Below are 5,750 nucleotides of genomic sequence, written 5' to 3'. Positions count from 1 at the left end.
GAGGTGCAAGGAAGGGCCCCCTCCTCACCCATACGGTCGAGAAGGGGCCCCTTCTCACCGCTCGGGCCGGCCCCCGGTAGCCGGCCCGGTGGCGGTACGGTCCGCCGCCCCGAGGGCTGCCGGCCGGCACCCTGGCCGCGCGGACCACAGAGAAGCCCCCGGCCGTGGCCGGGGGCTCTGTGGTGGTGCGGTGAGCGGGGGGTCAGCGAGGGGTGGCCGCCAGGCCGACGAAGGCCCGCCACGCGCCGGGCGTGAAGGTCAACGTGCCACCGTCGCGGTCCTTGGTGTCGCGGACGAGGATCACGCCCGGGAGATTGTCGGCCACCTCGACGCAGTTACCGCCGTTGCCGCCGCTCTTGCTGCTCGTGCGCCACCGCGCGCCGGTCAGGTCCATGATGCCGCCGCTTCTCTGAGGAGGTCGAGGGTCCGCCCCCGGGGCAGGGCCTCGCCCCGGATGCGCTCCCAGCGTCGTTCCAGCCTAACAAGCGCGGATGCCTGGTCGAGGATCTGCGCTTCCGCCGCACTGTCGACGTGCGCCACCCGCTTGCCGTCGGGCAGGTCGGCGATGCTGAACGGCCCGTCCAGCCCGGGATAGCTGGGCGCGTCGGCCGGTACGACGTGCAGTTGCAGGGTCGGCAGGTCGGTGCAGGCGAGCAGGTGCGCGAGTTGCGCGGCCATGAGCGACCGGTCGTTGCCCACCCGACGGCGGAGCACGCCCTCGTCCAGCACGGCGACCAGCAGCGGGCCACGGTCCCGGGTCAGGACCGCCTGCCGGTCGAGCCGCGCGGCGACGAGGTCGTCGACCTGGCCGGCCGTCAGCACCCCGCCCGCGAGCGTCGCCCGCGCGTAGGCCTCGGTCTGCAACAGACCGGGTACCCAGGCAAGCTCGAACGCGCGGAGGGTGGTGGCCTCGCGCTCGATGTCGACCCACGGCCGGAACCAGATTGGCTCGCGACGCCTGGCGATGTCCGGCCACAGTACGTCGACATCTCGCTCCAGCAGCTTTGCGACCTGCGCGCGGTGGCGGCCCTGCGGGATGTGCCCCGGGTTCACCCAGCGCGCTGCCGTCTTCGGATGGACCCCCACCCGTTCTGCGAGGCTCTCCGCCGTGTGCCCCGCCTCGGCCATCGCCGCGACGACCGCATGGTTCATGCCGTGTCCTCTCCGGAGCAAAACGACTGACTCATGAGCATTAGATAACGCTGTGTGTTTGTGCGGCAACTATCGGCACGCTGGTGGTCGGACGGTTGCGGCGCTGCCCGGCCGAGGGCCCGGAGGTGGGGCTCCCGGATGGACCCGGGCGACTGCGCGCCGCGTCAGCCGTCCCGGGGGCCGCCGCACGACCGGCGTACCGCCTGCCCGGCGGCGGCCCCCGCCCACACCAGCCGTGCGAGAGGGGTACCCGATGTGCTTCCGGTTCTGGGGTCGACGCCGACGGCCCGGGTCGCCGCCCCGCCACGCCGCCGGACCACGCAGGCCCGTCGGCCCGCCGTGGTCGCTGGCGCACACCGGCGGCGCGTCGTGGTCGGCGGCGCGCACCGGCGCGTACCCGGTGTGGTCGGTGGCACGCGCTGGCGCGTGCCCGGTGTGGTCGAGCGGACGCGCTGGCGCGTGCCCGGCGTGGTCGAGCGGGCGTGCCGGCGCGGACCCGGTCGTCCGGGTCGGCGTCGCCGCCGGCAGGCTGGCCCCGGGCCGGGCGGCCCGCGCGGACCGGGGGCGGGCCCGGTGATCGGCGAGACCGCGCACGTCGGGTACGCCCCGTCGTGGGCCTGCCCGACCGACGGCGAACCCTGGCCGTGCCGCACGTTCCGGGCGCTCGACCGCGCCGACCAGGTGGATCGGCTGCTCGCGTTCTTCGCCCACCACGCGCTGCGTGACCTGCGGGACGTCGCCGAACCGACCACCGTGGTACGCCGGTTCCTGTTCGCCACCGAGTTCAGCGGCGGCGCGGCGCAGGCGGTCGCCCTGCGGATGCTGCGCGGTCCCCGGGCGGTACCCGATCCGTCCCCCAACTATCCGCACCGCCCGATGCGACCGTTGTGGAGGTGCTCGGCCTGCCGCCAGGACTGGCCCTGTGCACCGGCTCGGCGGGGCCTGCTCGATGCGTACCGGTCCAACCGGGACGGGCTAATCCGCCACCTGGTCACGATGAAGATCGAGGCCGGCTTCGCGCTCGGCCGACTCGGCAGCCCGCCCACCCCGGCGGCCCTGGAGCGACGCTTCGTGACCTGGGCCCGCCAGCCCACCCCGCCCTCCACCGAACCCTGACCCCACCCGCGCCCGCCCCTGCGCCCGCCCGCGATCTTGCAGTTGGCGCCCCGACAAAAAGGGTGCATCGGAACTATCGAGGGCCCGAAGTGCAAGATCGCGGGGACGGGACGGGGCGGGGCGGCGTGGGGTGGGGCCGGGGGTGTTAAGAAGGGGCCCTTTCTCTACCGGAAGCGTTAACAGGGGGCCCTTCCTTACAGCTGGGTGGTGCCGTGGGTGGGGAGGGCGGTGAAGTGGGCCGGGGCGGTGAAGCCGCGGGCGGCGTACGCGGTGGCCACGGCGGCGGCCACGGAGTCGGCGGCAGCGGCGTCGACCAGGGCCAGGACGCAGCCGCCGAAGCCGCCGCCGGTCATCCGCGCACCCAGCGCCCCGGCGGCGAGCGCCGCCTCGACGGCGGTGTCGACCTCCGGCACGGTGATCTCGAAGTCGTCCCGCATCGAGGCGTGGGAGGCGGTCAGCAGCGGCCCGATCTCCCGGATGCGGTCGGCGCGCAGCAGGTCGACCGTGTCGAGGACGCGCTGGTTTTCGGTGACCACGTGCCGCAGCCGGCGGCGGGTCTCGTCGTCCGGCAGCCGGTCCAGCGCGTCGGCCAGGTCGGCGACGCCGACGTCCCGCAGCGCCGGTACGCCGAGCACCCGGGCCGCCCGCTCGCAGGCGGCCCGGCGGGCGGCGTACTCCCCGTCGGCGTGCCGGTGCGGGGCGCGGCTGTCCACGACCAGGACGGCCAGGCCGTCGGCGGCCAGGTCGAACGGGATGTGGTCGACCGCCTCGGTGCGGCAGTCCAGGAAGAGCGCGTGCCCGGCACGGCACCGGATCACGGCCGACTGGTCCATGATCCCGGTGGGGGCGCCGACGTACTCGTTCTCGGCCCGCTGGGCCAGCCGGGGCCGGGCGTCGGCGGGCAGGTCCAGCCCGCCCAGGTCGACCAGGGCGGCCAGCACCGCCGCCTCCAGCGCGGCCGAGGAGGAGAGCCCCGCGCCGAGCGGCACGTCGGAGGCGATCGCCAGGCGGGCCCCGGGCACCGGGTGACCGGCGGCGCGCAGCGCCCAGACCACCCCGGCGACGTACCCGGCCCAGCCGGGCACCCGGCCCGCGCCGGTGACCTGGTCGACGCCGAAGGTCACCGGCTCCCCGGCGAGTTCGGAGCGGACCGTCCAGGTGGTACCGGGCTGCGGGGCGGCGGCGACCACGGTCCGCAGCGGCAGCGCGAAGGGCAGCACGTACCCGTCGTTGTAGTCGGTGTGCTCGCCGATCAGGTTGACCCGGCCGGGCGCCGCCCAGCGCCCGGCGGGCGGCTCGCCGTACCCGGTGCGGAAGGCGGCGGTGGCCCGGTCGGCGACGTCGCCGCGCGCCCCGACCGGCGCGGCGGCGGGGTCGGGGGCGGCGGCGGTGCCGGGGCGGGGGTCGAGGGCGGTCACGGCTGGGTCAGCCGGTGGGTGCGGTAGAAGGCCCAGGCGTCGCCGACCATGTCGTGCAGGGTCGGCTTGCGCGGCTCCCAGCCCAGTTCGGCGCGGGCCAGCGCCGACGAGGCGACCAGTTCGGCGGGGTCGCCCTCCCGGCGCGGGGCCATCTCGACCGGCAGCGGCCGGCCGGTCACCTCGCGGACCACGTCGACCACCTGCCGGTTGCTGAACCCGTTGCCGTTGCCGAGGTTGTAGATCCGGTGCTGCCCGCCGGTCGCCGCGCCGAGCGCGAGCAGGTGGGCGCGGGCCAGGTCGGCGACGTGGATGTAGTCGCGGACGCAGGTGCCGTCGGCGGTGGGGTAGTCGTCGCCGAAGAGCTGGAGCTTCTCCCGCCGGCCGGCGGCCACCTCCAGGGCGATCGGGATCAGGTGCGACTCCGGGTCGTGCCGCTCGCCGAGGGCGACGTCGCCGTCGAGGTACGCGCCGGCCACGTTGAAGTACCGCAGCGAGACGGCGGCCAGCCCGTGCCCGATCGCCTCCGAGGTCAGCGCCATGTCGACGGCGAGCTTGGTGGCCCCGTACGTGTTGGTGGGGGCCTTCACCGCGGTCTCCGGGATCGGCAGCTCGGTCGGGTTGCCGTACACGGCGGCGGTGGAGGAGAAGATCAACCGGGGTACCCGGGCGGCCCGGACGGCGTCGATCAGGGCGAGCGAGCCGACGGTGTTGGTGTCCCAGTACAGCTCCGGCCGGACCATCGACTCGCCGGCCGCGATCAGCGCGGCGAAGTGCAGGACCCCGTCGAAGCCCGCCCCGGGGGTGAGCACCCGGGCGGCGTCGTGGACGGACGCCTCGACGTGGGTGGCGTCCGGCGCGAGGGCCACCCGGTGACCGGTACGCAGGTCGTCCAGGACGACCACCTCGTGCCCGGCGTCGAGCAGCATCCGGGTGACCACGCTACCGATGTAGCCGGCACCGCCGGTGACGAGCAGTTTCACGTCCGTGCCTCCTGCCTGGGCCGCCGGTGCGGCGCGTGTCCGGTGCTCACCCTACGGTCGCCCGCCGTGCCCCGGCCGTCTCCCCGCCGGGTGTGGCCAGCCGTCATCCCAGCACAGTCCGTCACGATTGAACAGAGACGAACATCAGCCGAATTCCGGTGTCCGGCGGCGGCGGTGTCTACCATCTCTGTCATGCGGGAAGCGGGCGCTTCCGGGCTCCGGCGGGGACGGTCGGGGCTGCCGCGCCGCGTGCCGAGGCCACTGGCCAGGGCGGTCGCCCGGATCGTGGTCCGCGCGGCGGACGGCGCGACCCGCCGGGTCACCGACCTGCTCGGGGCCGGTCCGGCCGCCGGCCGGGAACGGTTCAGCGAGACGGAGCTGCGCGACCTGGTCGCCGCGAACACCGTGCTCGACCCCGAGGAACGCCGGATCATCGACGAGGTGCTGGTGGCCGGGGCACGGCTGGTCCGTGAGGTGATGATGCCCCGGACCGAGGTCGTCTTCCTCTCCGCCGGGCTGACCATCGCCGAGGCGGCCCGGCTGGCCCGGAGCGCGACGCACACCCGGTACCCGGTGGTCGACGGCACCCCCGACGACGTGGTCGGCTTCGTCCACCTGCGGGACGTCCTGCTCCGCCCCGAGACCGACCCGCGCCGCACCGTGGGGGAGCTGGCCCGGGAGGTCAAACGCCTGCCGGACAGCAAACGGGTGGTCGCCGCGCTGGCCGAGATGCGCCGGGAACGCCACCACCTCGCCGTGGTCGTCGACGAGTACGGCGGCACCGCCGGCATCGTCACCCTGGAGGACCTGATCGAGGAGTTGATCGGCGAGATCCACGACGAGTACGACGCCGCGCCCGACCCGGTGCACGCCGGGCTGCCCGCCGTGGTGGACGGCCGGCTCAACCTCGCCGACTTCGCCGAGCGGACCGGGGTCACCCTGCCCGGCGGTCCGTACGAGACGGCCGGCGGGTTCGTCATGGCCGCCCTGGGCCGGGTGCCGGTGGCCGGGGACGAGGTGCGGGTGGGGCCGCCGGTCGACGCCACCGACGCGGCGGAGCCGGCCGGCGGCTGGCTGCTGCGGG

General features: G+C 75.4%; 6 protein-coding genes. 2 read left to right on the top strand and 4 right to left on the bottom strand.

Annotated features, from left to right (window positions below; genetic code table 11):
• Window positions 1-202: 202 nt before the first annotated feature.
• The gene (locus AWW66_RS31130) at window positions 203-394 is read right to left on the bottom strand and encodes a DUF397 domain-containing protein (protein ID WP_067374129.1); all 192 of its coding nucleotides are present in this window, start codon (window positions 392-394) and stop codon (window positions 203-205) included.
• The gene (locus AWW66_RS31125) at window positions 385-1,152 is read right to left on the bottom strand and encodes a DUF5753 domain-containing protein (protein WP_067374126.1); all 768 of its coding nucleotides are present in this window, start codon (window positions 1,150-1,152) and stop codon (window positions 385-387) included. The genes AWW66_RS31130 and AWW66_RS31125 overlap by 10 nt, the downstream gene beginning before the upstream one ends.
• Before the next feature lie 573 nt (window positions 1,153-1,725).
• On the opposite strand from AWW66_RS31125, the gene AWW66_RS35805 reads away from it, so the two are divergent.
• Window positions 1,726-2,268: a hypothetical protein gene (locus tag AWW66_RS35805; protein ID WP_083979246.1), complete on the top strand. Its 543-nt coding sequence runs from the start codon at window positions 1,726-1,728 to the stop codon at window positions 2,266-2,268.
• A gap of 194 nt (window positions 2,269-2,462) precedes the next feature.
• Here AWW66_RS35805 and galK read toward each other — a convergent pair whose 3' ends face one another.
• Both galK and galE read right to left on the bottom strand, forming a co-directional pair.
• Window positions 2,463-3,686 (bottom strand): galactokinase, encoded by a 1,224-nt coding sequence (gene galK / locus AWW66_RS31115; protein ID WP_083979244.1) that lies wholly within the window; start codon window positions 3,684-3,686, stop codon window positions 2,463-2,465.
• Window positions 3,683-4,666 carry a UDP-glucose 4-epimerase GalE gene (galE, locus tag AWW66_RS31110; protein WP_067374119.1) on the bottom strand — a complete coding sequence of 328 codons (984 nt, stop codon included), beginning with the start codon at window positions 4,664-4,666 and terminating at the stop codon, window positions 3,683-3,685. Before galE ends, galK begins: the two co-directional genes overlap by 4 nt.
• Before the next feature lie 192 nt (window positions 4,667-4,858).
• Here galE and AWW66_RS31105 point away from each other — a divergent pair.
• Window positions 4,859-5,750, top strand: an 892-nt coding sequence (locus AWW66_RS31105) for a hemolysin family protein (RefSeq protein WP_157528243.1), incomplete at its 3' end; no start/stop codon positions are given.

Origin of the sequence: Micromonospora rosaria (assembly GCF_001567585.1) — a bacterium.
GTDB lineage: Bacteria > Actinomycetota > Actinomycetes > Mycobacteriales > Micromonosporaceae > Micromonospora > Micromonospora rosaria.
Note: the sequence above shows the minus strand (reverse complement) of the source record. Positions and strands in the feature narration are given on the sequence as shown.

Bases quoted from the DNA above. Each gene is read 5' to 3' on its own strand.
- AWW66_RS31130 (WP_067374129.1), bottom strand. From the start codon at position 394: ATGGACCTGACCGGCGCGCGGTGGCGCACGAGCAGCAAGAGCGGCGGC.
- AWW66_RS31125 (WP_067374126.1), bottom strand. From the start codon at position 1,152: ATGAACCATGCGGTCGTCGCGGCGATGGCCGAGGCGGGGCACACGGCG.